General features: G+C 63.3%; 24 protein-coding genes and 1 pseudogene. 4 read left to right on the top strand and 21 right to left on the bottom strand.

The annotated features are described in order from the left end of the window. Positions 1-8: 8 nt before the first annotated feature. The 17 genes and pseudogenes from HG250_RS03770 to HG250_RS03690 form a co-directional block, all read right to left on the bottom strand. Positions 9-1,445, bottom strand: a complete 1,437-nt coding sequence (locus HG250_RS03770) for a conjugal transfer protein TraH (RefSeq protein ID WP_152434333.1) — start codon at positions 1,443-1,445, stop codon at positions 9-11. After that, positions 1,435-2,248, bottom strand: a pseudogene (locus HG250_RS03765) (conjugal transfer protein TraF). The gene HG250_RS03770 and the pseudogene HG250_RS03765 overlap by 11 nt, the downstream one beginning before the upstream one ends. Then, positions 2,245-3,966: a conjugal transfer protein TraN gene (locus HG250_RS03760; protein WP_170002827.1), complete on the bottom strand. Its 1,722-nt coding sequence runs from the start codon at positions 3,964-3,966 to the stop codon at positions 2,245-2,247. Before HG250_RS03760 ends, HG250_RS03765 begins: the two are co-directional and overlap by 4 nt. Then, positions 3,963-4,718 carry a type-F conjugative transfer system pilin assembly protein TrbC gene (gene trbC / locus HG250_RS03755; protein ID WP_170002825.1) on the bottom strand — a complete coding sequence of 252 codons (756 nt, stop codon included), beginning with the start codon at positions 4,716-4,718 and terminating at the stop codon, positions 3,963-3,965. Before trbC ends, HG250_RS03760 begins: the two co-directional genes overlap by 4 nt. Next, a complete protein-coding gene (gene traU / locus HG250_RS03750; RefSeq protein WP_137678738.1) occupies positions 4,715-5,728 on the bottom strand; it encodes a conjugal transfer pilus assembly protein TraU in 1,014 nt (337 codons plus the stop codon). Before traU ends, trbC begins: the two co-directional genes overlap by 4 nt. Next, positions 5,725-6,357: a type-F conjugative transfer system protein TraW gene (traW, locus tag HG250_RS03745; protein WP_137678737.1), complete on the bottom strand. Its 633-nt coding sequence runs from the start codon at positions 6,355-6,357 to the stop codon at positions 5,725-5,727. Before traW ends, traU begins: the two co-directional genes overlap by 4 nt. Then, on the bottom strand, positions 6,357-6,863 hold the full coding sequence (locus HG250_RS03740) for a S26 family signal peptidase (RefSeq protein WP_137678736.1): 507 nt from the start codon (positions 6,861-6,863) through the stop codon (positions 6,357-6,359). The genes traW and HG250_RS03740 overlap by 1 nt, the downstream gene beginning before the upstream one ends. Beyond that, positions 6,860-7,240 (bottom strand): TrbI F-type domain-containing protein, encoded by a 381-nt coding sequence (locus HG250_RS03735; RefSeq protein WP_170002823.1) that lies wholly within the window; start codon positions 7,238-7,240, stop codon positions 6,860-6,862. Before HG250_RS03735 ends, HG250_RS03740 begins: the two co-directional genes overlap by 4 nt. Further along, positions 7,233-7,637 carry a hypothetical protein gene (locus HG250_RS03730; RefSeq protein WP_137678734.1) on the bottom strand — a complete coding sequence of 135 codons (405 nt, stop codon included), beginning with the start codon at positions 7,635-7,637 and terminating at the stop codon, positions 7,233-7,235. Before HG250_RS03730 ends, HG250_RS03735 begins: the two co-directional genes overlap by 8 nt. Continuing rightward, positions 7,637-10,186 carry a type IV secretion system protein TraC gene (traC, locus tag HG250_RS03725; RefSeq protein WP_152434335.1) on the bottom strand — a complete coding sequence of 850 codons (2,550 nt, stop codon included), beginning with the start codon at positions 10,184-10,186 and terminating at the stop codon, positions 7,637-7,639. Before traC ends, HG250_RS03730 begins: the two co-directional genes overlap by 1 nt. Then, the gene (locus tag HG250_RS03720) at positions 10,183-10,719 is read right to left on the bottom strand and encodes a hypothetical protein (RefSeq protein ID WP_152435765.1); all 537 of its coding nucleotides are present in this window, start codon (positions 10,717-10,719) and stop codon (positions 10,183-10,185) included. Before HG250_RS03720 ends, traC begins: the two co-directional genes overlap by 4 nt. A gap of 44 nt (positions 10,720-10,763) precedes the next feature. Next, a complete protein-coding gene (locus HG250_RS03715; protein ID WP_170002821.1) occupies positions 10,764-11,642 on the bottom strand; it encodes a DsbC family protein in 879 nt (292 codons plus the stop codon). After that, positions 11,639-12,922 carry a TraB/VirB10 family protein gene (locus tag HG250_RS03710; protein ID WP_170002819.1) on the bottom strand — a complete coding sequence of 428 codons (1,284 nt, stop codon included), beginning with the start codon at positions 12,920-12,922 and terminating at the stop codon, positions 11,639-11,641. The genes HG250_RS03715 and HG250_RS03710 overlap by 4 nt, the downstream gene beginning before the upstream one ends. Then, the gene (locus HG250_RS03705; protein ID WP_137678730.1) at positions 12,922-13,677 is read right to left on the bottom strand and encodes a type-F conjugative transfer system secretin TraK; all 756 of its coding nucleotides are present in this window, start codon (positions 13,675-13,677) and stop codon (positions 12,922-12,924) included. Before HG250_RS03705 ends, HG250_RS03710 begins: the two co-directional genes overlap by 1 nt. Continuing rightward, the gene (locus HG250_RS03700; protein ID WP_010412621.1) at positions 13,674-14,243 is read right to left on the bottom strand and encodes a type IV conjugative transfer system protein TraE; all 570 of its coding nucleotides are present in this window, start codon (positions 14,241-14,243) and stop codon (positions 13,674-13,676) included. Before HG250_RS03700 ends, HG250_RS03705 begins: the two co-directional genes overlap by 4 nt. A 12-nt stretch (positions 14,244-14,255) precedes the next feature. After that, positions 14,256-14,543, bottom strand: coding sequence for a type IV conjugative transfer system protein TraL (gene traL / locus HG250_RS03695; RefSeq protein WP_137678729.1), 288 nt, complete (start codon positions 14,541-14,543; stop codon positions 14,256-14,258). Between the two features lie 26 nt (positions 14,544-14,569). Continuing rightward, complete coding sequence (locus HG250_RS03690; RefSeq protein ID WP_137678728.1) at positions 14,570-14,896, bottom strand: hypothetical protein; 327 nt, start codon at positions 14,894-14,896, stop codon at positions 14,570-14,572. A gap of 363 nt (positions 14,897-15,259) precedes the next feature. On the opposite strand from HG250_RS03690, the gene HG250_RS03685 reads away from it, so the two are divergent. Together HG250_RS03685 and HG250_RS03680 are read left to right on the top strand one after the other, a co-directional pair. Continuing rightward, on the top strand, positions 15,260-15,721 hold the full coding sequence (locus tag HG250_RS03685; protein WP_137678727.1) for a hypothetical protein: 462 nt from the start codon (positions 15,260-15,262) through the stop codon (positions 15,719-15,721). Position 15,722: 1 nt separating this feature from the next. Continuing rightward, on the top strand, positions 15,723-15,989 hold the full coding sequence (locus HG250_RS03680; RefSeq protein WP_137678726.1) for an AlpA family transcriptional regulator: 267 nt from the start codon (positions 15,723-15,725) through the stop codon (positions 15,987-15,989). A gap of 46 nt (positions 15,990-16,035) precedes the next feature. Here HG250_RS03680 and HG250_RS03675 read toward each other — a convergent pair whose 3' ends face one another. Next, a complete protein-coding gene (locus tag HG250_RS03675; RefSeq protein WP_137678725.1) occupies positions 16,036-16,422 on the bottom strand; it encodes a MerR family transcriptional regulator in 387 nt (128 codons plus the stop codon). Between the two features lie 82 nt (positions 16,423-16,504). Between HG250_RS03675 and HG250_RS03670 the strand changes: the two genes are divergently transcribed. Continuing rightward, positions 16,505-16,867, top strand: coding sequence for a DUF3703 domain-containing protein (locus HG250_RS03670; RefSeq protein WP_170002817.1), 363 nt, complete (start codon positions 16,505-16,507; stop codon positions 16,865-16,867). 8 nt (positions 16,868-16,875) lie between these two features. Beyond that, positions 16,876-17,454, top strand: a complete 579-nt coding sequence (locus tag HG250_RS03665) for a class I SAM-dependent methyltransferase (RefSeq protein ID WP_240956887.1) — start codon at positions 16,876-16,878, stop codon at positions 17,452-17,454. Between the two features lie 163 nt (positions 17,455-17,617). On the opposite strand, the gene HG250_RS13165 is transcribed toward HG250_RS03665, so the two are convergent. The 3 genes from HG250_RS13165 to HG250_RS03655 form a co-directional block, all read right to left on the bottom strand. After that, the gene (locus HG250_RS13165; RefSeq protein WP_438865876.1) at positions 17,618-17,989 is read right to left on the bottom strand and encodes a thioredoxin domain-containing protein; all 372 of its coding nucleotides are present in this window, start codon (positions 17,987-17,989) and stop codon (positions 17,618-17,620) included. Beyond that, positions 17,968-18,276, bottom strand: coding sequence for a redoxin domain-containing protein (locus tag HG250_RS13160; protein ID WP_428831680.1), 309 nt, complete (start codon positions 18,274-18,276; stop codon positions 17,968-17,970). Before HG250_RS13160 ends, HG250_RS13165 begins: the two co-directional genes overlap by 22 nt. Positions 18,277-18,471: 195 nt before the next feature. After that, the gene (locus HG250_RS03655) at positions 18,472-20,580 is read right to left on the bottom strand and encodes a TonB-dependent receptor family protein (RefSeq protein WP_305958900.1); all 2,109 of its coding nucleotides are present in this window, start codon (positions 20,578-20,580) and stop codon (positions 18,472-18,474) included. Positions 20,581-20,820 lie beyond the last annotated feature (240 nt).

Raw genomic sequence — 20,820 nt, 5'->3', positions numbered from 1 at the left:
TCGCGGCCTCAGGGGATAATCGAGCGCGACTGGAGCCCGCGCGACCAGTCGAGCGCTGCCGACATCGAGGGCGACATCGAGGCGGCAAGGGCGTTCTCGATCATCGCCGTTTTCTCGATGATCTGCATGATAGCGGAGACCTTGGCCTGTCCGGTGGCCTGTCGCTGGACGAGCCCCGAACGCACCTCAGCAACCTGGCCGCGCCAGATCGCGAGCTTGGCTTCGTCGGCGGCGATGAAGCTCGCCATCGAGCGCCCGGCTTCCGACACGATCCGGTCGAGGATGGCATAGAGCAGGTCGATGCTGGCGATCTCGGCGAGCGTGTCGCGGTCGTCAGTCGGCATTCCGCGCCCATAGGCGGCCTGGACGGTAAGGATCTTGTACAAGGGGACCGAGGCGACCTGCAGCAATTCCTTTTCGGCATTGCCGATCGCGGTGTCGGCCCGGATCGCATCGACCATGTTCCCGATCAGGAGCGTGACCCGCGGGCGGATGGCCTTTGCATTCGATAGGCTCATCTGCTCGAAGGTGGGATTGAGGCAAAGATCGGTCTCGTCGCAGCGGAAAACGCGAACAGTCTGGCCCTGCGTCCCGTCGAGCAGTGCGCTCACCAGGGTGGATGAAGCATCGCCTGCGAAAGGCACGAACTTGCCTGCCTCGTCGTCCTTGGGCGGCACATAGATCACCGTGCCGATCAGTGTCATGGCGTATTCGGCAAGCTCGCGGTCGAATGTGCCGCCGGGGTTGAAGAAGGCGCTCTTTTTCAGAACGTGCCAGGTGTAGTTGCGCGCCACGCCCGGATTGATGTCGGCGTAGTCGGCGCCGGCGCCTTCATTCGTTGAGGCGCGCTGCCCGCGCGTGCCGCAGCCGTGTTTGGCTGCGGCATAGTCCGTGAAGATGCCTTCGGAATTCCCGATCGCTTCGCAGATCGCCTTGTCGGCGAGATCGCCCTTGGGCCACAGGCCTCCGACCAGCCCCTGCGCCATTTCGCAGGAGTTGATCGAGAGGTTGTTCATGAGCTGCGCCTTCTGCGAAAACTCCTGCATGATCTTGTTGCACTCGGGGCAAACGGTGTCGATCGCGAGGCTGAAGGCGAACCCGACCGCGTTGTTCGCCACGGCTTTCAGGAGCGCGACCATCTCGCTCGCATTGATGAAGGAGAAGGAGCCCGCGAAGATGTCGATCCCGCCGCAGCCCGCGCGGGCGCGGGGCAGCTGTAGGTTGGCCACGTTGGTGGTCTTCTGGGGGAAGCGCGTCCAGACATTGCCGAGGCTGTAATAGCCCGCCGACTGGCCTTCGAAAGCGGTCGGGCCGATGACATTGGCCGCCGCGCCCATGTCGTCCATGAACCGGTCCATGCTGTCGCCGACATTGGCGGCGACGGGTGATGCGACCATGCTGGCAGCGGCGAGGGTCAGCGCCGCGTTGCGAATGCTAGTAATCATGTCCGGCTTCCTTCGAGGTGAGGAGATAGATGCGGTCCTGCAGCTCGTCGGCCGAGAGCACGCCGTATCCGATCGGGATCGGGCGCTTGGTCGCGCTGTCCCACAGCACGAGCGCCGGGGTGGCCTTGCCTTCAAGACCGAGCCTTGGCGCGCTGGTTGGTCTCGACCTTGTAGTCCGGGAAATGGCGCGAAGGACCGCCATCGGTCGAGATGGCGCGCACAGTGATCCGCCAGCGGTCGGCGACTCCCTTGACGATGGGGCTCATCACTTCGCACGGGCCGCAGGTGGCGCTGAAGAAATAGAACAGGCCGTAGCGCTCGGAGAGCCGTGCCATGACGCTGTCGCGCTCGGCGCTGCGGGCGTCCTGCCACTGCTTCTTGGCGACCGCTCCGACGGGGCGTTCGAGCGTGTAGTCGAGTTCGGGGTCCTGCCAGATCGCCCGTTGCCAGACATCGGAGAACAGCGAGGCGCGGTCGAGCTGCGCGCGCTGGAAACGGATATAGGCTGCGACATTCGCTTCGGTCGGATAGAGGATCGCGCGCGCCTTCAACTCGCGCAATTCGGAGGTGATCGCATCGAGTTCTTGGCTGGCCGCGACCGGTTCGGCTTCGGGCGTTTGCGGTTCCTCTGCGGGCACAGGTTTGACGCAGTAGAACCAGTAGCCGAGCTTTCGCTCTTCGCAGTAGAGCGCGTCGGCGTCGGTGATCGATGCCGTCTCCCGAGGTTCCTGGGCATGCGCCGAAGCGGCGGCGAGCGCAGTGAAGCTGAGTGCGAGCGCAGTCAGGTAGTCCAGATGGGTCATTGACCGCCCCTTGCGTAATAGTCGTCGATCTTCTGCTGGATGAGGATGGAGGTCTCGAGCTCGTCGGGCAGCCGCGCGGCCTCGGTGAACTCGGCATAAACCTCGCTGAAATCCATGCGGGAAAGATCGAGCTGAGCGAACTCGTCGAGGGTGAAGCCCTCGCATTGTTCTTCCTTGGGCTTGTCCCAGGGCTTGGGAAGCTGCTTGCGGCCCTGTTCCTGCAAGATGCGCGAAAGCTTGCTCTCGAAGCAGCAATAGGCCTTCTTCTTGGTCAGGCAGACGCCAAGGAACTTCTTTGAACAATATGTGCCCACAAAGGCGCACAGGCCCTGCGCATCGCGCTGGTGGAGCAACACTTCCTCGCGGTCGCAGCCGAGCGCGACCAGCAGGCTGATCCCCGGAATGAGCGGGAAACCCTTGCCCTTGCAGCAATTGAGCACGCCGAAGACCTTGGACGAGCAGGTGTTGCGCGTTCCCCGGAACAGCGTCAGCGTGTTCGGGTCGAATTGCCCGCGCGCCTCGTCCATCGCATGGAGCGCGGTGACTGCATCCTTGAACTCGTCATTAGCGGTGCGCTCGATCGTCTCGCAGCTGCCATCAATGCAATAGACATCGCCATCGCAGACATATTGCGTGGTGTTCTCGGTATCGGGCAACGGGCATTCGTAGATGCGCTCCCAGGTCTCGCACGGAAGTTCGTCGGTGAGGCATTCCTCGCGGACGAAGCGGCAGGTGCCCTGGCTCTCGATGTCCGAGCAATCGGTCGCCGCTTCGCGCGAGGTGCAGGTGTAGCTGCGCTGCCATTCCCAGCAGGGCCGCGTCACCGAGACGCCGTCGATCACGCGTGTCTGCGGATCGGCATCGGTGCAAATCTCTACATCGAGCGTGCAGTCTCCATTGTCGGCAAAACCCGTGCACTGGCTCTCGTCTGGAACCGCATCGACCGTGCTGTCTGTGGTGACCGCATAAGGCGTGTAGCGAGGATCGGGCGCATTGCAGGAGATTTCGGCAATCGGATCGCCCGGCTCGGAGCAGAAGCGGTTGAACCCGTTGTCCCACCACTGGAGGCACGGGCCGGGGCGATAGCCGGTGATGCGGCACGAGCCGCCATCGAAGGCCGAGCACCAAGGAAGACCCTGGTAGATGCCGGTGTCGTTGCAGAGATAATGCCATTGCTGGCGCTGCGTCACGCTGGCGACGAGCGGCACCGCGCATTGACCCGCCGACTGGTCGATCCGCGTGCCGGTGTTGCAGGTCGCGGTGTAGGTTCCCGCAGAGCCCGAGCCGGGCGGCAGCGGGACGCAATTGCCCTGGCCGCCCGAGATATCCATGCCGCTGGTGTATTCAAGCGGCGTCTCGTTGATCGCGAGACTGCGCGCGATCACATCCTCGATCTCGTCTGGATCGAAGCATGCGCGGTTGGCGATGCTGTCGCGCATCGCGCGATAGCCCTGGTGCCCGGTGGCCACCGCCGCGGCATTGCTCTCGATCCGGTCGGGATCGTCGGCAAGCGTTTCGAGGTCACGCACGGCATTGCGATCGTAATTGGGGAGGGTGGATGCGTCGTGCTGCGAGTTGGCGGCTGCCTGCGCTTCGCTGCGCAGGCTTTCGCCAAAGGCCTTGCCGTCAGCCCGCGCATCCTGCTGCTGCGCGGAGAGGGGCGCGGCGACGGCGAGAAGAGCGAGCAGTCCCAGACGAAGCGATTGTGTGAGCCTCATGGCCGCTCTCCTTCAAGGCGGCGGAGATGGAGACGTGCAAGCTGCGCGCCCGGACCGCCTCCTGAAGCAAAGGTGTCGAGCACTTCGGCCACGCTGAAATTGCCAGCGATGCGGTCGTGCGGCGGAAGGATGTCGCTGCAGTCGAACCCGTCGCAGGGGGCAAAGTCGCTCGCGATCATCACGAAGCTCGGAGCGACCTCGATATCGAAGGCGCGGAACAGGCGCGGGTCGATCCCGAGCGCGCCGGCTTCATGGCCATCGCTCCAGATCGCGGCGATGCGTTTCTTGAAGCGCGCGCTGTCGCCTTGCGGGAACCCGCGCAGCACGGTGACGCCGCCCGCCCTCGCGACATCGTGAACCAGCGCCTTGAGCGAGCGTTCCGGCATTCCCAGCGAGGCAAAGGCAATGAACCGGGGCGTCTCGCCCATTGCCGCCACTTCGGCATCGGCCTGGGCGCGGATCATGCCATCGAGATCGAGCGGGCCGGTATCGGCAGTCGCTTGCGCCGCTTCTGCATAGGCTGCGCGGTTCGCGTGGGCCGTTTGTTGAGCGGCGCGCGCGTCCTCTGCCAGCGCATCGGCTTTTGTCTTCACCGACGTGGCGAGCGCTTCGGCATCGGCGCTATGCTCGCTGGCGCGCGCGCGGATTTCGGCAAGATCGAGTTCGGGCGAACTCTCTTGCGCAGACGCGGCAGCAAAGGCGGCGGCGGTCGCAAGGCTGATAGCGACCAGCAGGGGGAAGGCGATTCTCATAGCGCGCAGCAATTCCTCTTGCGCCAGACGAGGTATCCCATGTCTTCGCCGATGGCGGGGATGACCTGTCCGGGGGACTGGAAGGTGGTGGAGGCACCGATAGGCGGGCAGGCGAAGCGGCCCTTGGTTGCCGGATTGGGATTGGTGGCCTGGAAGCGGTATTGCTGCTTGCGCATCACCGGCATCAGGTATTTGCCGCACAGGCCCTTCGATCCCATCGTGCCCCACGAAACGAGTTCGCGGTGGAGCTTGTAGGCGAAGCGCGAGAGCACGAGCCGCGAGGCCTGGACATGTCCGATCGAGGCCGAGACGTTGCCGTTCATCGGGTACATCGAACCCTGGCAGCCCGCGCACCAGAACATCTCGTCGAGCGGCAAATTGGCGGTCGATGCCGCGCAATCCGCAGCGCAAGCGGCAAGCGCCAGCGGGTTGGCGAAGAGCACCGCTTCGGGGTTGATGATCGCGGTGAGCTCGCTGTCCTGCCACAGCGGATCGATCTCGGAGATGTAGAGGATGTCGATCGAACCGGGCTCGAGGCACAGGAAATCGGCGACGATCTCCATCCAGTAGATCAGCGGATAGGCATACCAGTGGACATGCCAGCTCGAATAATACTGGCTTGCGCCCCCCACCGCCGAAGGACCCGAGATCGAGCGGAAGCCAATATCAAAGCCGGGATCGAGTTTCATCCCGCCGAGGTTGACGAAGCACCAAGGCTTCATACTGACATCGGCGAGCCGGACCGGCTCCCAGAACCCCATCGCGATGCCGGGCCGAAGCCCGCACAGGCACACCGGTAGGTCCGGATTGTCGGGATCGGGGCGATTGCTCGGCCAGATTTCGAGCCCGCCGACCGATATCGGGAACAGGCACGACCAGCAGATGTCGGTGATCGGGTTGACGAATTGCCCGGTGCACTTGCCCGGACCGGCATCGGCCGAAGCCGGTGATGCGAATACCAGCGATAGCATCGCCGTGAACAGCACCAGGAAGGCGCGGATGCTGCTCATGGCTGTGCCTTCCGGGGCGGCAGCGCGATCTCGCTCACTTCGAGCATCCGGCCGTTCTGGCGCACGCGCGCAGGCGTCGCCCGAATTCCGAATTTGTCGGTGAGCTTGCCGCCCTGGTCGAAATAGAACCTTCGCTGGCGGGCCTTCATCAGCTCGAGCGGCGCACCCTTGACGAGGATCAGCTTGGCATTGACTTCTTGCCTCAGCGACCAGGCGACCTGCGCCGGATCGTCGCCGTCGAGAAACAGGAGGTCGCCGCGCAGCTTGACGCTGTCGAGCGGATTGACCCGGGTTCCGGCGGCATGGATCAGCTCGCCTTTTGCGCCCCGGATATCGGCAGCAAGCGTAATTGTCGGATCGAAGGCCCATTGGCGGCTTGCGCTTGCGCGGATCACGCCGGCAACCGGATCAGGCCGGTTGACGCGGGCGATCGTACGACGCTTGAGTTCCTCGTTGAGCCGCGCGGTCTCGCCCGACTTTTCCATCTGCGCGAGGCGAGCATGGATCTGTTCGAGCAGATCGCGCTCGATCACGGGGAAGACTGCGCCGCGCTGGCCATAGTCTCGCGCCTGCAGGCTGGCCGGGAGCGCAGCGAGGAGAAGCGCGCCAAGCGGAAAGAGGGAGCGCATCACAGGATCGCCCTCCCGCTGCCAAGGATTTGTCCGCGGCACACGAAGCCGATTGCGCCATAGCGGCTGTCGAGCCCGCGGGGATGGCTGGTGCCGGTGTAGTAGCAGCCCTCGGGGATGACGCCTTTAGGCCCCCGCGTGAGCGGGACACCGAGACGGGTGACCTCGAGCAGGCTCGCGACCTGCTTCCCGTTGATGAAGACCGCATCGCCCTCGTGGCGCACGACATCGCCCGGCATGCCAAGCACGCGCTTGCCGAACATCTGCGGTCCTTTTCCGAAATGCCTTTCGACCAGCTCGCTTTGCGGCGGCTCAAAGAAGATCAGGCTGCCGCGTTCGATCGGCGCGTGCTTGTCGAGCCAGAACGCCCAGTTGGACAGGCTCGGGCTCGCATTGATGAGGAACGCGTGGTCCTTGCTGAAGGCATCGAGCGGCGCCCAGGCAAGCGGCAGCAGGACCAGCCCCGAGAGCAGCAGCGGACGGCGGATCGAGCGGGTCAGGCTCATGGCTGCTTCTCCCCGGCGAGCTTGTCCGCAATGCGCTGCTCGAGTTCGGAGGTTGCGTCTTCGGCAGCGCCCGCGAGCACGGCCTCGGCAACCAGCACCACGCGGCCGTCATGGCCCATGTCGGCGACGGCGCTTTCGGCGGCTTTGAGGTATGCAAGGCTCGCCGCCTGAACGACCGCCGGATCGGCATCGGCGCGCGCGGCTTCCTCGACGAATGTCCCGATGGTCTCGGCAAGCCGGACCGTGACGATCCGCTGCTCCGGGGAGCTGGTGACCTGCTGCGTGATCCACGCACCCCACAGGAGCGCGGCAACGAGCAAGGCTAGAGCGAGGAGTTTCGGGCCCAGCTGGCTAAGCGGGAGGTTCAGTCTATCCATGGCGGGGAGATCCTTCGGCGAGGCGGCGATCGAGGCGGCGCAGGAAAGCCGGCAATCGCAGCAGGGCGAGGCCGCCGGCTGCGATGAGGAATGCGATCTGGAGGTCTTGGGCAAAGAAGCGGCGCGCGACCGGTTCAGCGGTGCGGTAATGGTCGGCAAGATTGCCGAGCTGCGCGAACAGCGCCGTGAGATCCCAGCCTGCTACAGCCAGGAACACGAACAGCGGCAGGCCGAGGACCAGCAGCAGCGTGCTCGCCGCGAAGCTTGCCGTTTCGATCAGCACCAGGCAGGTGCCCTGGAACAGCGCCAGCCAGTCGATCACACGGTGCTTGTCGCGGGCTTGTCTGACTGACGGAAGCGGCACGCGATCTACGAGCGTGGTGGTCTCGAGCACCATCACATGCCTCCTTCCACGCCCGCGACCAGCGCGACTGCGCGCTCCAGCGGCATGCCGTTTTCGACATGGCGGTGGATCGCGGCATAGGTGTCAGGATCGGAGGAGAAGATGGTTGCCGAGAGTGGGTCGAGCACCAGGCGTCCAACGGCTTCCATCTCGGGACCTTTGAGGTAGATCTCGCTGTACTCGGTGCCCGAGCGCTTGAGGCTGCGGATCAGCGTCTCGGTCCGGTCGTCCATGTCGAGCCGGGCCTCCTTGCGGAAATCGGCAATGGTCTCGGGCTTCTGCTGGAGCACCAGCATCCAGTCGCTGTTTTCGAGCGCGGCCCGCGCGCCGTCGGATTTGTAGTAATCGTTCAAGGACTGGGTGGCAGTGGCGAGCGCACCCCCGTACTTGCGCGCGGTGCGAGCATAGGTCTCGACGAACTCGCCCATCGAACCACCCTTGAGCATGGCCCAGGCTTCATCGATCAAAAGCAGCTTTTTGGTGGACCGCGAGCTGCGCGTCATCGCCTGGCCGGTCATGAACATGATCGCCGAGAGGACAACGCTTCGCAGTTCCTCGCGGGACGCAAGGTCGCTCATCTCAAAGACGGTGAAATCGTCTTCGAGCGCGAAACTCGCCTTGCCGGAGAAAAACCCGGCATAGCTGCCGCCGCGGCAGAAAGGCGCGATCGCGGTCGCCAAATCCCTGCCCGCCTCGTTTTCGCTTTGATGGAGGGCATGCGCGACATCGTCGATCGCGCCGCCGCTGCCGAGCGCTTCCCAGACCTGCGTCACCGCGCGGTCGATGAGGCCGCGCTCGGTGTCCGAGGGCGCGGCGCTTGGCCGCGCCATCTGGCTGACGATCGCCTTGATCATCGCAAAGCAGTCGAGCCGGTAGTCCTCGTCCTCATGCGCGCGGGCATCGTCGACCATCGAGAAGGGATTCAAGGAGAAGCCCGAGGCGAGGGTGAACTCGACGAAGCGCCCGCCCTGCAGCTTTACCGAATGCTCGAAACTGCGTCCGTCATCGATCACCACGACCTTGGCGCCCGCGCCGCGCAGCGCGGCGCACAGCTCCTGCAGCAGCACCGACTTGCCCGAGCCCGACTTCCCGCAGATCGCGATGTTGTGGTTGCCCGCCGCGTTCTCGAAGGGTGACCAGAAGAAGGGCTGGCCGCGCCGGCCGAGAAGCAGCAGGTGCGGGATAGTGCCGCCGAGATACTCGCCCTGCAGCGGGGCGATATGGGCCGCGGTGGTCGAGAGCATGGTCCGAAAGCGTTTGAGCCGCGCAAGGTCGTGGACCAGACCATCGGCGAGGCTCAACGGGAACGCCGCGACGAGGCCCTGGAGCTGGAGGAAGCGCTCGTCGGCAAGGTCCCATCCGGCCGCCTTGTAGATCGCCTTGACCGTGCGCTCATGCGCATCGCCTTCGCCAAGCGGCGAGATCGTGGTGAGACCATAGAACAGCTTGACCAGCTTCTTGCCCGCCTGGAGCTCGGCCTGGACGTGTTTCCATTCTGCCGACTGCTCGGACAGTTTGGGCAGGAAACGTGCGCTCTTCGTTTCCGACAGGCTGGTGGTGCGCATGAACTTGTAGCCTGCGCGCGCCGAGGCGGCTTCCTGGTCGGGATAATGCAGGCACAGCATGGTCGCAGCCGGGCAGGGAAAGCGCAGTTTGTCGGTGAACATGTCGCCGATGAGCCGCGCGCATTCCCACGGTGCCCAGCGCTCAGGGGTAGAGCGCACGCCGTAATGGCGCACATCGAAGCGGTCGGGATAGCATTCACCTACCTGCGGCACGCCATCTCGCGAGCGCCCGGTCTCGCGGAAGCGCTCGGTGCGCAAGATCAGCCGGTCGTCCTCGACTTCGAGTTCGATGTCGCGGCGGATCGCTTGCGCGTCGAGCGTGTCCTCGCGGTTCCAGTGCGTGAGATCGGGTTCGCGCGCGGTGGTCGGCGAGGTGAGCTCGTCGACCAATGCGAGGAGGCCTGCGGGCTCGAGCCTGTTCGATGCAAGGCCGAGCGAGTTCAGCATCCCCGACATCCCGTCGCGGCATTCGGTGAGTTCTGCATCGGTGACGCTTCCGGGCACCGGAACGCCGAGCGAGAGCACCAGACGCACATGGCGCGCATGGAACGGCGCGTGTGCCGAGCCCGACTTCCAGACGAGATCGTAGAGCCGGTTGGTGCGGGCTTTCGCAATCGCTTCGTAGATCCCGCCCTGCTCGTAGCGCGGTGCGAACCACGGGCCGACGATGGCGCCGATGCGCGGGGACGCGAAGTTCAGCACTTGGAGGCACGCGCCTTGCGGCAGGCTCTCGGAAAAGAACTGGCCGAGGATCTCACCTGTCCGCTCGTCGGCGCCGATGAGCGGGGTGACTTCGAGAATGAAGCCCTTCGAGTGCGCGTTGCGGTAGAGCCCCGGGCCCTCGTCATAGACTCGGTACGGAAGCCAGTCCGACAGCATGTCGAGCGCGAAACGCGGCTGCGCATGGTCGCCCCTTTTCGCATCGCCGAACAGGCCAGCAAGGAGCGCGTCGCGCGCAGAGGATAGCGAGAGGTTCACTTGGGCTCTCCTTCGGGCAGAACGGGGTGGGGCACCTGGCCGGGGGAGGGGGGACGACCAGGTGCCCCGGGGTCCGGCGCTTTGGCGCCGGGCAGCTCCGTCAGATCCTGCGAGGGGATGACCAGGACATCGGGAGGCTGCTGGGGGGAGGGATTGGGATGCTGGAAAGGAATTGCTTCTGCGGCGGCGGGCGGGGCGACTTCTGCTTCAGCCGGACGCGCCAGTGCGCGAAGCACGTCGCCGGTCGAACGCGGCGCGCGCCAGCGCTCGGCAGCGCGATCGGGCAGCACGACATGAACAACCCGGGCCTCGTGGATGCGGCCCGCCCCGTCGCGGTAGCCCGCAACAACGATCCGCAATCCGCGATCACCGGCCCTGTGCGCTCCCGCAGAGGCATGACCGGACCGTTCTGCCTGTGAAACGCGGGTCGCGGCATCGTCGATCATCGAGGTCGGCGCGCAGCTTCCCTCCGGTGCCCGGCAGGAAAAGTCGCCCTTGACGTTGCCGCCAAGCGTCGCACAGCCGGCGATCATCAACGCGAGAATTGCCGTCGCTCCGACACGGGTCGCACCGCCGCTCATTGCTTCGATCCGGTCTTGGCATTGGCAAAGGCGCGCAGTGTCTTTGCATCACGGTAGCCGTGCAGCACCGCACCGTCGCGCGCCCGGACGATTACCGGGGTTCCGGCAAAGCCGTTGGCCTGTGCAAAGGCTTCGTTGGCATCGAGCGCAGCTGACTTTTTGCAGGTTGCGCGCGGTTCGAGGTGCTTGCCGGTGTATGCGGCATGGAGCGCCTCGACCGGGTCGGCGGCGCACAGCACCGCCTCGGACAAGCGGCGGCTCGACGCGCCGAAGATCGAGATCGGCCGTTCCTCGACAAGAACGCCTGCCTTTTCGAGTTCGCCGGTGAGCCGCTTGCAGTAGCCGCACTGGAAATCCGAGAAGACAACCAGCTTCAGCCCCTTGGGATTGCCCCACAGGATCGCGCCTTCCTTGGGAAGGGCTTTAAGATCGACATGCGTCGCGACCTGCCTGTCGCGGGTTTCGGCAACGTCATGGCGCCCTCCAGTGTCCTCGCCGGCGTGGCGGGCTGCGCCGGCGGCGAGCAGGTCGGGGTTGAGTTCGAGCAGGCGCGCGGCAGTCACGTCGCGCCGCTCCTCCATGTCGTAGAGCCGCCCGACGAAGAGGTAGCGTGCCGCTTCGTCGATGTAGAATAGCGTCTCTCCCGAGACGACCTCGCACCATGGCGCGAATGTCGTGCAATCGAGCGCGTCGATCGGCGTTCTGGGCAGACGAAGCTTGAGCGCTTGAACCACATCTCGCGTGATCGCGGCCTGCGCGGGCATGGCGGTTACGATCGCGACGCCGCTTGTGAGGAGGGCTGCTGCGCTGGCGGCAGCGAGCGATATGTGCGCGGCGCGCGCCTTGAGGCCGGGCCGCTGGTTCGAATAGTTCATTGCGGTGTGCTCCTGACATGGACGCCGTCGAGAAAGACGATCTCGACTGCGATGCCGGTCGGCATCTCGACGACGGGTTGGTACTGTTCTGCGCGTTCGATGAGGTATTTGGCTGTAGTGTCGGCGGCTTCGCCCGCGCCCTGGCCGAGGCCGCCTGCGAGGATGTCGGTCGGCGAAAGCGCCTCGCGCCTGCCGTCGCTGCCGACAGGCTGCGCAAAGATGCCGTTGGCATTGGCCGAGAAGCCGCGCCCGAACCCGCCGACGATCCCGGCAAGCAGCGCCTGGCTGACAAGGCTGCCTTCGCGGCTGACGACATTGCCGCGCACGCCCGACTTGCCGGCAAAGGCGATGAACCCCTTGACCTCGCTCACCGCGAAGCGTCCGCCCGGTTGCGCGCAGGTCATGCGCACGAGCTTGACGTAAACCTTCTCGGCCGAGAGATCGCCGCGTGCCGCGCCGTTGACGAGGCAGCCGGTGAGATCGGTGGTGAGCAGCTTGTCGCCTTGCAGCACCGAGCGCGCCGGCCCGGTGATGCGCAGCACCACGGGCAGCGGATCGCTCTGACTGGTCACGCCCGTCGAGGCGTCGACCCCGACGATCACGGTGGCAGGTGCATAGCTGTTGGGCGGGAGATAATCGCGGCTTGCCTCGAGCAGCAGCGGCGGCGTGCTTTCGGTTGCCTTCGCTTTGGCTGCGCCCGGCTTTTCGGATGAGAAGCTCAGCAGGCTCGCCTTGGGTTCGCTGGGTGGCTCGAGCGGTCCGGGAGCGAAACCCGGAGTCCGCGGTTCTCCTGCGTCAACTGGCGTGACCGGGGGATTGGCGCGGACGGTTTCGAGTTCCGAGCGCAAGGCGGCGTTCTCCGCCGAGATCGCATCGATCGCAGCTTGCCCGTCGCTCAGCATCCGCGCGTTCTCGCCCCGCAGCGTTTCGAGCTCCTGCTCGATCGAGGCCTTGGGAAGCTGGCTTTCCTGCAGGTCTTTGATCGCGCGGCCCTGCGCATCGAGGCGGTTGCCGTAAGTGGCGACGAATTCGCGCTGCGAGAGATTGCGATTGACCAGCGCGCCGGTCTCGATCGTGGTCGCGCCCACGCCGTCGGCGCCGGCTTCATCCTCGCCGCCGAAGATGAACATCGAACCGGCGATGAGCGCCACGCCGCCGATCCCGGCAAGCAGCAGCTTCTGGCGCTGCGCGACCGTGCGGTTGAGGTTGCGCCGGGCTTCGCCGCGCGTCTCGTCCTTTGGCGCTGGCGCGGGCGTATCGCGTGTGTCGGGATCGGCCATTACTCGAGCCCTCCCTTGGTAAAGACAAGGAAGGCCTGAGTGCTCTCGCCAGGCTGAAGGCTGTCGCGGCCATAGGCAAAGGCCAGCGCCCCGGCCGGCGCCTCGCGCTCACCGGCAAGGTCGACGGGCGCCGAGCCAAGATTGCGTAGAGTAAAGGCTTGGCCGATCAGTTCGGCGCCTTCGTATTCCGCGACCTGCTGCACTTCGAGGCTGTCGGTGTGGCGTGGTCGCGAAAGTTCGGCACGGGCGCGGAAGCCCGGCAGGACCCCATCGCTGGCCATCGCTTCGATCAGCCGGATCGCGGCCTCGTCGCGCGTCACTGCTGCGCCTTCCCATTCACTCGCCTGGGATTTGGCGAGCGCGGGATTGGTGACGAAGAGCTGGCTCGCTTCCTCGCCTTCGACGCGGCAGGTGAACTTGTAGACATAGCCCGCGCTGCTCGTCGCGAAGAAGCTGACCCTGGCGCTCGCATATTGCAGCGGCACCGAGACATAGATGTCGCCGCGCACCGGCTCGTGGGTCACCTCGAAATCGTTGTAGGGAAAACCGCTCGCCATCTTCGAGACATTGGCGAAACCGTCCTCGATGAGGGCGATACGGGTCAGCGCGCCGCGCGCGAGCACGCAGTCGATCGCGGCGCCATCAGCGGCCTCGACGAACTGGTCGGCATGTGCCGGTGAAGCGTAGGCGGCCGTGGCGATTGCCAGCGCAACGCTGGTCAGCGCGGCGGGGAAGGGGCGGGATAGGAGTGTCATGGGTTCTCCTCCTCGTTTTCGGTTGGGAGCTGGCGGAAGCCGGTGAGGCCGAGACTGAGGCCGCGGCGGTTCCAGCTGAATTCGAAGCTGCGCTCTTGGCTTGCGATCACCTGCGCACCGACGAAGGTCTTGAGCGTGCCGGTGACGACAGCGGTGAGCGCCTGCGCGTCGACCTCCATCCGCGAGATGACGAAGGCCTGGCTGATGTCCGAACCGCGCTGCTCGTCGACGATCTTGACGAGCTCGGCCTTGAGGCTCCCGTGCGCTGACGGATCTGCCACCTTGAGGACCTGTTCCATCCAGTAGTCGAGGCTCTCGGGTGCGCGATTGAGCAGCATGAGCGCGGTGTCGCGGGTTACGAGTTCGAGGTAGTGCGCATCGGTACCGCCGCTCCCGAGCGTCAGGCGCTCGGTCGTGACAGGCACCAAAATGACGCTTTCCTCGCGCGTCGCCGCCGCGCCGACCGCCAGCAGGCTGGTAAGGCCCAGCACGGCTGACAGCGCGGCGAAGCGGTTGCGCTGTTTGAGGTGACGCTGCGCTTCCTCATAGGCGAATTCGTGTTTCACTTGGGTCCTCCCTCAGCCTGCGAGCAGGCGGCAGTGGGAGGGCGGCGTGGCTTTCAGCCCGAGGAAGCTCCCCGGCAGATACCAGTAGGCAGCATGGACCAGTTTCGACCCTGCGCCTGATGCCTTCGCCTTTCGAAGGGCGAACCAGGTCATGACCGATAGGCCGGTGCCGATGATGATGTGCTGCGAAAGGATGCCCCACGCGAACGGGACGAGCAGCCCCGCAAACTCGTCGATGGTCCAGAAGCCGATGACCTCCGGGTCGTCGAGCCGCCGTGGAACGAGGTATCTGTCGGCCATGCCGCCCTCCCGTCGTTAGACCGCGATCAAATGGTTGCGGTCACGACCGAGGTGACGATCGGCACGCCTGTGCCGACGCCAATTCCGACACCGACCGGGACCGCGACCTGCCCAAGGGCGAAGCGGCCCGAGGCGAGCGCGATCAAACCGCCGGCAAGGCTGAGGACGGTGATGATCTTGCCGCCCGAACCTTCGAGGAAGTCAGTGAACTTCTGCAGCGCCGGATCAAAGGTCGTGTCGGCACCGGCATAGGCGGCACCGGCGCAGGCGAGCGCAATCGCGGCCGGAAGAATATAGTCGCGGGCACGAATGCCTTTGACGGATTGGCGGGGAAGGGTGATTGCCTTGGTCATCGAGGAACTCCGTTTCGAACATTGGCAGCGATGCGTTCGCTGTATGTTCTTTCCTCGATTGGAAGGCGGGGTGTAGGAAAACGGAAACTGCCGCACGCGGCATTCCGACCAAGAGAAATCGTCGATTCTGGGCAATCTGACCAGGCTTTGCGCGACCGGTGCAGACATTGCGGCCAAGAATACCGATCATTGCGCCACCCATACCGAAGTCTGAGATCGAGGGACCGGAATCTGCGCGAATCAAATCGTGTGACGATGAGCCAGTTTCCTACGTGTTCCTTATTTGTTCTTTTTCCTTTCCTACAGTTTGACGCGTCGCCTAGCCTGTTGGTGATTCGCTGAAGATCACCGGAAGCAGGAACAATGGCGCGAAACACAAACGACAAATGGGAAGAACTATCGCGAGGAGTCGCCGCTTTCCTCGACCATGCCGTGGACGAAAGTGGCAAGTCCCGGCGGACGATTGCCGCACAGACGAATATCAACAAGGACGCGCTCCGACGCATCCTCGCCGGGACAAGGTCAGCCACACTGCCAGAGGCGCTGGCCATCCTTGACGCGAGCGGACACGCGCCGCGCACCTCCCTGATGCTGGCACTCGCGGGGTACTCGCGGCGTAGCAAGGATTGGCAGAATAGCGGCGTGCTGGAATTTCTTGAAACCTTCATAAGCGAGTTGCCGTCTGCTTTGGATCAAGCGCTGGGCGAAAGGCTGCTCGATGTGAGACCGCGCTGGGCAAAGGGGACCGCGCACCGCACCGCCGGTCTCCTGTCGGATCACCTCGCGCAACTGGAGCGGCAGGATGAACAAAGCTTCGCTCTCTGAAATGACGACTGGTCTCGAAACGGACGCGGAAGCCGTTCCTGTCGAGCCACCGCCAGACCGGCTCATTCGTCTTCCCGAGGTCATGGCGCGCGTGGGCCTGCGCCGAACGGCAATCTATCAGCGGATGCGCGAAGGCCGTTTTCCAAAGTCGCGTTCGCTCGGTCCCCGTTGCACGGTATGGGTCGAAGCCGAGATCGATGACTGGATCGGTTCTGTTGTCGAACGCACCGACGAGATATGTCAGAACACGCCCCGAATTTCGAGATGATCATGGTTTGCGTCCCGTCACCGCTCGAATAAACGCGCGCTTCCCGCTAGCCGGCAAGCACTTCGATTATCCGGCATTCGCCAACCGCTCCGTGCTGGCAGTCGTCGACCATGTGGCGCAGTTCGGTTCGCAGTTTTCGCAAGTCACCAAGCTTCCGATCCACTTCGCGTAGGTGGAGGCTGGCAATAGAGTCCACGGCTTCGCACGATTGCGATGGATCATCCGACAAAGAAAGCAATTGGCGCACCTCCGCCATGGTGAAGCCAAGGTCGCGTGCGCGGCGGATAAACCGCAATCTGGCCAATTCGGTCGGGCCATAGTCCCGGTAGTTGCCGGCGGTCCGTGGTGGTTCCTCCAGCAATCCCGTACGTTCGTAGTAGCGGATCGTTTCGGCGGTCGTGCCGGTCTTCCGCGCCAGGGCACCAATCTTCATGGAGTTCTCGCAATGCTTGACCTTGTAGCCACTACAAGGTGCATAAGGCGATTCGAAGATGCAAGCAGAACGGTGAAATCCTGTGGCGAAGAAGGACATTGTCGAACTTATCGAAGCTGAGCGGCGCGTTTTCCGTGCCGCCAGGCAGTCTGGTAACCGGGCTTTGGCGTGGACCGCGCTCGAGCGGGAACACATTCTGGGCCAAGGCTTCTTCGGGCCGCATCTTCGCTCGCATATGGCGATGCTGGGCTATGCGGTTGAAACCCGCGATGGCCGGGAAATTCTGGGGCAGGTCATGCGTCTTGCGCTCGCCCCTCTTGGCAATCTCACCGGACGGCTCCCCTGGGGGAATACCGGACGCGCAAACGTGAGCGCATTCGCGCCAATGCCTTACCCGGACGACCTCGCGGAGATCCTTACGATCTCTTCGGACGAGGCTCGTTAGCACGCGCCATGGCAATTCTATCCAATGAACAGGTTGAACGCCTCTACGACAAGAACGCGGGAATCTATGACCGATTGGTGTCGGGGTTTCGGTGGGCCGGTCTTGGTCGTTGGCGACGCGATCTGGTTGACCGGCTTGAACTCAAGGCCGGCGACCATGTGGTCGATCTGTGTGCTGGCACCGGCGCAAACCTCGCGTTTCTGCTTGAGAGCGTAGGACCAAGCGGCAAGGTGACGCTGGTTGATCTTTCGCAAGGCATGCTCGACCAAGCCCGTCGACGAGCGAAGCGCCTGCGAGCAAGCAATGTCGAATTTGTGCAGTCAGACGTAGCCGCCTTCCGCTTTCCGAGCGAGACCCGCGCAGTCATCAGCACCTTTGGACTGGAAATGCCACCTGATTACGCTGGGCTCATCGAGCGCGCCTCGGCTGCTCTCCCGACGGGTGGCCGGATGGCCCTGCTTGGCCTGAAACACCCCGAGCGCTGGCCGCGATGGCTGATTGAAATCGGAATATTCGCTACGAAACCGTTCGGCGTCTCGCGCGATACGAAGAATTCCGCCCGTGGCTACCAGCCCGCCGAGAGCTGAACGAACTCCATTTCCGCGAGTTTCTGGCAGGATGCGCTTACGAATTCGTCGGTGCCAAATCGTAATGCGGCGGAAGCCGCAGTTGCGTGACTGCTTTTGTCTAGCTTCATGCGGGTTCCCCTGTTGAGTTCGAGCCCAAATACACCACATCCGCTTGCGCTGGTCAGTCGATTTTAACCGTGCGCAGATAGGGGCGCAGCGTTGTGAAACCTTGCGGGAAGCGCGCTTTCGCTTCTTTATCGGAAACAGACGGTGGAATGATGACGTCATCCCCACTCTGCCAATTGACCGGGGTTGCCACGCCTTTACTTTCGGTGAGCTGGACTGAATCGAGCAATCGAAGCACTTCTTCGAAATTGCGTCCGCTGCTCATCGGATAAAGTAGCATCGCACGGATTTTTTTGTCCGGGCCAACGATATAGACGGCGCGAACGGTAGCATTGTCGGCTGCGGTTCTTTGCTCCGCACTGCCAGTCTCCTCGGCGGGCAACATATTGTAGAGTTTGGCCACCTTCAGGTCGCTGTCGCCGACCACCGGGTAATCGACTTTATTGCCGCTGACCGCGCCTCGATATCGGGTAGCCAGTCGCGATTGTCTTGGCTGCTGTCGACCGACAGGCCGAGAATCTTGGTGTCGCGTTTGGCAAATTCCTCGCCGAGACCGGCCATGTAACCCAGCTCGGTCGTACAAACCGGGGTAAATGCCTTTGGATGAGAAAACAGGATAGCCCAATTGTCGCCCATCCAATCATGGAAGGTGATGGTGCCTTGGGTCGTTTCCGCTGTGAAATCGGGGGCTGTCGAGCCAATGGAGAGGGTCATGTGCATAATCCTATTTGTCGTGAGGGGAGGTGTCCGCCGTCCTCATATTTTGGCGGGTGTGTGGCCTGCGGCACGTCGAATGTCGACGCAATCGATTGCGTGAGTCTCGACCTCACCTGCATTTAGTGGGGCGGAAATGCTCACTGGCGCTCCCGCCTCCTACAAGATTGCGCGATCATCGGCCGGCGTAGATACTCAGAAGCGCACGCTAGCGCCTGCTACGAAGCGCCGGGGAGCCCCCGGTCTCAAACCCGAAGGCCGACGCGCTACAGCATAAGCATTGTCGAACAGATTATCCACTCTGGCACACAAAGAGAGACCTTCCGTCAGCGCAAACCGGCCGGCGAGATCAAAGACAATCCTTTCGTCAATACGCTCATCGGGCGAAATATCCCCGCTACCTGCTTCGGTGCGTACTTGCGATGTGTAATTGGCGCTCACGAGCAAGGATGCCGGTCCAAATGCGAGCCCCGTTTCGGCATAGAATTGGTGGCGAGCGATGTAGGGGAGTGCGTCGCCCTGGGACACGGAACCGAAGAACGCACTCTCGAAACTGCTTTCGAATTGCGCGTCGGTGAGCGTGTAAACCACCGAGAAGGGAATTGAAATTTCCCTACCCACTTGATGCTCCGTCGAAGCTGCCAGCTCCAACCCCTTTACGGAGACGGCCCCAGCATTGAACTGGTCGCCAATATCCCCGACGCTACACCCCACGGATTGTGTGCAGTTTCCGAGCAGATTGGAATAGTCGGAATAAAACGCAATCGCGGAAGCTTGAATGGCGCCATTCCGAAAACGCCCACCAAATTCATAGTTCCAGCTTTTCTCGGCTCGCGCCTCCGGATTTCCTGGCCCGGGGGGAGAAAAACCGCGCGAAGCGCCTGCAATCAACAGCACGTCTCCCAGTGCATAGGTTGCACCGAGTGCGGGAAGCCATTCGTCAATGTTGGTCTTACGTATGCGCGAAGGTCCATCGAGACGAGCGGGGTCGGCTCGATCATAGTCCAGTCGGGTAAGGTCGATGCCTTCGTACCGAATGCCGGGTGTCAGAGTAAGCCCGCCGATCTCGATCCGGTCCTCCAGATAGAAAGCGATCGCCTTCGCCTTCGCCTCGCGATTGGCTTGAGCGCCCGGAGCCGTCTGCCGGACGAAAACGAGATCTCCATCCGTTTGCGTATAGAATTCCTCATTCTGCAACCGGTCTTCTTCATCCTCGTGATACCGGAGCGACGCAGCCAGGTTGTGCCTGACCTCGCCGGTCTCGAAAGGTCTTTCGAACGAAAGCTGGACGCCTTCGCTCCGATAGACGCGGTTGTTGTTGCGAATGCGAAGGGCACCTTCAGCGCACTCTGCGCCTCGCAGGATTGCGAGGCCTCTCTCGTTTGAGGAGGGAGCATCGAAAACGGGTTGGATGGCATCAAAGCTGCCATCACCATCGAAATCGATGTCCTGTAGCTTCGACCAACTTCGTGTGAAATCGTTGCGATATAGGGTAACCGCGAACTGCGTGTCGTCGGGCAACCGGAGGGTGCCGGTGAGCCGATATTGATCGTGCTCGCCCGTGAAAACGTCGCGTTGGCTGGCCGAATAGCGCCGGTACGGATCGCTCGCGAAATCCGCGTCGGCGAGGCCCAAATAGGTTTCGTTCGCCTCAAGTTCTGATCGACCATAGGCGAACTCGAGGCGCGCATCGACCGGCGAATCTGGGCTGGTGTGGACGGCGAAGCGGGCGCGATAGTCCTGACGTTGAAAACCGGTCTCAGCGCCGGGAAGCCCATCTATCGTCTTGAACCCGTCACTGCCTTGCTGATAGCTTTCCACCAGCGCCCCGAAATTGCCGGCGCTAGCGCCAATCCAGCCATGACCTTGATAATAGCCGCGAGAACCAAGCTGTCCGGAGGCTTCGCCAGCAAGGCTCTCGGTCGGTATCGGAGTCGATCGGAAATTGATGGCCCCGCCGATCGTGCGAGGACCATAGCGTACCGAGCCCGCGCCCTTGATCACTTCGACTGCATCCATTCGACCGATCGCAGGGAAGTAATACGCGGCCGGAGCGGCGTAGGGGGCAGGGGCAATAAGAACGCCATCTTCCATCAAGGTGATGTTGCTCGACCGTTCGACCGGCGCGCCGCGCAAGCCAATATTCGGGAATAGCCCGAAACTGTCCTCTTCCTGAATGTTGACCCCCGGCACCTGGCGCAGGACACGGTTGACGTCACCATGCTCGAATTCGCTCAGTTCCTCGCCATCGATTAGGTCCGCCGCACCGGCCACTTCATACGCATCGATGCGACCGCCAATCACGATAATCGATTCGCTTGGGTTTGCTATCCCGTCCTGCGATTGCCGCTCATCGGTCGGGTCTTTTTCATTGGCGTAAGCAGGGGCGGCCAGTGCAATTGCTATGAGCGAGGCGGTAGCGCGATACCTGTGAAGAATCCTTTCGAGACATTTACCAGCCTACTACTGCTATTGAGACGTATTCGCAATAGCAGTAGTAGGCTTTTATGCCCATATCGGGTTAGGGCGGCTCGCGGTGCATCG

The sequence above is a fragment of the Pseudopontixanthobacter vadosimaris genome, assembly GCF_012979275.1.
GTDB lineage: Bacteria > Pseudomonadota > Alphaproteobacteria > Sphingomonadales > Sphingomonadaceae > Pseudopontixanthobacter > Pseudopontixanthobacter vadosimaris.
The sequence above is the reverse complement of the archived record's forward strand: the minus strand, read 5'-3'. Positions and strand labels throughout refer to the sequence as shown.

What these genes read in the sequence shown, in the direction of transcription:
- HG250_RS03710 (WP_170002819.1), bottom strand. Translation starts at nt 12,922, where the DNA reads ATGGCCGATCCCGACACACGCGATACGCCCGCGCCAGCGCCAAAGGAC.
- HG250_RS03740 (WP_137678736.1), bottom strand. Translation starts at nt 6,863, where the DNA reads ATGAGCCTGACCCGCTCGATCCGCCGTCCGCTGCTGCTCTCGGGGCTG.
- traL (WP_137678729.1), bottom strand. Translation starts at nt 14,543, where the DNA reads ATGGCCGACAGATACCTCGTTCCACGGCGGCTCGACGACCCGGAGGTC.
- trbC (WP_170002825.1), bottom strand. Translation starts at nt 4,718, where the DNA reads ATGAGAATCGCCTTCCCCCTGCTGGTCGCTATCAGCCTTGCGACCGCC.
- HG250_RS03705 (WP_137678730.1), bottom strand. Translation starts at nt 13,677, where the DNA reads ATGACACTCCTATCCCGCCCCTTCCCCGCCGCGCTGACCAGCGTTGCG.
- HG250_RS13160 (WP_428831680.1), bottom strand. Translation starts at nt 18,276, where the DNA reads ATGACCCTCTCCATTGGCTCGACAGCCCCCGATTTCACAGCGGAAACG.
- HG250_RS03685 (WP_137678727.1), top strand. Translation starts at nt 15,260, where the DNA reads ATGGCGCGAAACACAAACGACAAATGGGAAGAACTATCGCGAGGAGTC.
- HG250_RS03680 (WP_137678726.1), top strand. Translation starts at nt 15,723, where the DNA reads ATGACGACTGGTCTCGAAACGGACGCGGAAGCCGTTCCTGTCGAGCCA.
- HG250_RS03675 (WP_137678725.1), bottom strand. Translation starts at nt 16,422, where the DNA reads ATGAAGATTGGTGCCCTGGCGCGGAAGACCGGCACGACCGCCGAAACG.
- HG250_RS03690 (WP_137678728.1), bottom strand. Translation starts at nt 14,896, where the DNA reads ATGACCAAGGCAATCACCCTTCCCCGCCAATCCGTCAAAGGCATTCGT.
- HG250_RS03770 (WP_152434333.1), bottom strand. Translation starts at nt 1,445, where the DNA reads ATGATTACTAGCATTCGCAACGCGGCGCTGACCCTCGCCGCTGCCAGC.
- HG250_RS03760 (WP_170002827.1), bottom strand. Translation starts at nt 3,966, where the DNA reads ATGAGGCTCACACAATCGCTTCGTCTGGGACTGCTCGCTCTTCTCGCC.
- HG250_RS03720 (WP_152435765.1), bottom strand. Translation starts at nt 10,719, where the DNA reads ATGATCGCCGGCTGTGCGACGCTTGGCGGCAACGTCAAGGGCGACTTT.
- traW (WP_137678737.1), bottom strand. Translation starts at nt 6,357, where the DNA reads ATGCGCTCCCTCTTTCCGCTTGGCGCGCTTCTCCTCGCTGCGCTCCCG.
- HG250_RS03715 (WP_170002821.1), bottom strand. Translation starts at nt 11,642, where the DNA reads ATGAACTATTCGAACCAGCGGCCCGGCCTCAAGGCGCGCGCCGCGCAC.
- HG250_RS03735 (WP_170002823.1), bottom strand. Translation starts at nt 7,240, where the DNA reads ATGGATAGACTGAACCTCCCGCTTAGCCAGCTGGGCCCGAAACTCCTC.
- HG250_RS03665 (WP_240956887.1), top strand. Translation starts at nt 16,876, where the DNA reads ATGGCAATTCTATCCAATGAACAGGTTGAACGCCTCTACGACAAGAAC.
- traU (WP_137678738.1), bottom strand. Translation starts at nt 5,728, where the DNA reads ATGAGCAGCATCCGCGCCTTCCTGGTGCTGTTCACGGCGATGCTATCG.
- HG250_RS03730 (WP_137678734.1), bottom strand. Translation starts at nt 7,637, where the DNA reads ATGGTGCTCGAGACCACCACGCTCGTAGATCGCGTGCCGCTTCCGTCA.